This window comes from Finegoldia sp. (assembly GCF_046991905.1).
In the GTDB taxonomy this organism is placed as follows: domain Bacteria; phylum Bacillota; class Clostridia; order Tissierellales; family Peptoniphilaceae; genus Finegoldia.
Genome location: NZ_JBKWZF010000127.1, coordinates 1 through 1,975 on the forward strand (window position 1 = coordinate 1; position 1,975 = coordinate 1,975).

General features: G+C 36.2%; 1 protein-coding gene and 1 pseudogene. Both read right to left on the bottom strand.

Features of this window, described 5'->3' with window-relative positions; translation table 11 throughout:
- Nucleotides 1-359: 359 nt before the first annotated feature.
- Nucleotides 360-1,550, bottom strand: a pseudogene (locus ACLUJM_RS13580) (tyrosine-type recombinase/integrase).
- 81 nt (nucleotides 1,551-1,631) lie between these two features.
- Nucleotides 1,632-1,832 (bottom strand): excisionase, encoded by a 201-nt coding sequence (locus tag ACLUJM_RS13585; protein WP_234147076.1) that lies wholly within the window; start codon nucleotides 1,830-1,832, stop codon nucleotides 1,632-1,634.
- Nucleotides 1,833-1,975: the final 143 nt, after the last annotated feature.

Here is a 1,975-nt window from a genome sequence, read left to right on the forward strand (position 1 = left end):
CACTAATACATTATAAGAAAGAGCTGAATTTGTCAATGTATTCATAGAAATGTGACCATTTTGTAAGGTTCAGGACTTTCCTTTACATTCTCATTAAGGAAGACTGCACATGTATACCCGTAAAGGATCACACACGGCAGGAAACCTCGTACAGCTATTGTTTATCCTATTTGCAAATTCGTACCTTTCTGAAAGAAAAAAGTATCAATTTTTCCCATATCTTATCATAAGTCCTCGAATTGCCGATATATCCTTATTTTATAAGGTTTGTCGGCTTTTTTCATTTCTTCAACCTACCGCAGAACTGGGTCTACACTACGCATATCTTCACTCTCAATCGCTGTATATTTTGTTGTAAATCATGCTATCATACTTCTCATTTCTTTGTTTGCTCCAACTACTGAGGCATGAGCGTATAAGTTAAGCGTGATTGTTATGTTGGAATGTCCCATGATATACTGTAAATTCTTTGGGTTCATATTCTTTTGTGCTAATCTTGTACAAAATGTATGCCTTAGCGTATGCGGTGTAATATGTGGCAATGGAACATCATGTGTCTTGTTATACTTCTTTATCATTCGTAACAATTATGTTTTATAGGTTGCATTTTGTGTAGGATAACCATTTTCTAATAGAAATAAGAAATGACGATAACCGTCAATCTCCTTTATCATAGGTTTCTGTTTCCTTTTTAATACTCTCTTAAAGGCTTTTTCTGTTTCATCACTCATTGGCACTTTACGAATACCGCTTTTTGTCTTTGGCTCATTGATATAGTAACCGTCTTTGTTTTTCAGTAACTGATGATTGATATTGATTGAATGATTTTCAAAATCTAAATCATGTTTTGTCAATCCACAGAATTCTGATATTCTTAGTCCTGTTTTCAACAATATCAGCACATCATCATAATATTTCTGATAACAGGTATCCTGTGCTATGAAATCAAGTAATGCCTGCTCTTGCTCCTCACTTAATGCAACTTTTGTTTTACTGTCATTTTCAATTACTTCACTAAGTGAAAAATCAAAAGGGTTCTTCCTTACATAATCATCATCAATCGCCATACAAAACGACGCTTTTAACGAACGCTTATAGTTCTTGATTGTTCCAAAGGAAAACCCTTTTTGTTGCATACGGATTGCCCATTCTCTAGCGTCTGACGGTTTAATACTGTCAATACTCCTAGAACCGAGTATATCGTCCTCTAAGGCTTTCATAAGGTATTTTCTGCCGACTTCTGTATTTTTCGTTACATTTGGTCGCTGTGCGTTCTTTTTCGCATATAACTGGCAAAGTGTCATTTTACCGCCCTGCGTGTCGATACCGTCATACAAATCTCTTTGTATGATACGCTCCTTTTCCCTTAATGATAAATCATCTCGTTTGCCTTTCGGTGTTCTATCTGTCGGTAATAATTTCCAAGCATACACATATTTTGTTTTACCCAATGCGTCTACATATTTGTAAGTGTATCTTCCGTCTGGTCTTTGACTTTCTCCTCTCTGTAATATTCTGTTTTTGTTATCTCGTCTTTTTAATGCTGACATCTTTCAAACTCCTTTCAAAGTATGAAAGAGCCTCGTATATACGACTTAATCAAATCATAACACGCACAAGGCTCTTTTGCATTAAATTTGTTCCAGTTTATCTATGACTTTTTCAAAATTCTTTTTCTTGATAAGCATACGATTCCCATTCATAACGACACATTCTCGTTTATGATCGTTTGCAATTTGACGCAACTTATTTTCTCCAATGCGGAAATAACTGGACGCTTCTTCAATCGTCATAAGGTATCGTTCCCATAGTGGCATACTTAAATCGTGCATAAATTCTCACTCCTTTCCATAAAATCATTTTTAAGCAATTCAACGGCTTTTGTCATAGCCCACAGGACTTCCACCTCTGCATTATCCAATGTAGCCGTACCCATTGCGTGCGACGCTCTGAACGCTCAAGCTGTGGCTGTACG

Excerpts from the sequence above, each read along its gene's own strand:
- ACLUJM_RS13585 (WP_234147076.1), bottom strand. The coding sequence starts at position 1,832 with ATGCACGATTTAAGTATGCCACTATGGGAACGATACCTTATGACGATT.